This is a genomic window from Pelomicrobium sp. G1, from assembly GCF_051905455.1.
In the GTDB taxonomy this organism is placed as follows: domain Bacteria; phylum Pseudomonadota; class Gammaproteobacteria; order Burkholderiales; family UBA6910; genus Pelomicrobium.
The window spans coordinates 1-233 of sequence record NZ_JBQACR010000652.1 but is presented as its reverse complement, the minus strand read 5'-3'; the positions used below and the strand labels follow the sequence as shown (position 1 = coordinate 233).

The window sequence follows — 233 nt, the reverse complement described above, 5'->3', positions numbered from 1 at the left end:
TCTCGGGCGAGATGCGCCCGAGGAACGCCAGATAGTCGACCTTCGGCACCGGGTTGAAGCGGCACACGTCCCTGGGCAGCCCATGGTAGACCGTCCCCGCCCAGTGGCCGGGCGGCATGGGCAGTCGCTGATGGTGGGAGATGGACACCAGCGGCATGTTGCAGAACTCCCGGTACACAGGATGGATGTCGGGGAGGTCCAGCCGCCCGTGCAGCGTGGTGACCGTCCTGCGG

Annotated in this window: 1 pseudogene; it reads right to left on the bottom strand. The window is 67.8% G+C overall.

Annotated elements, in window-relative coordinates:
- Positions 1-233 (bottom strand): annotated as a pseudogene (locus ACTFO6_RS19985) (glycosyltransferase family 4 protein); the annotation flags it as partial.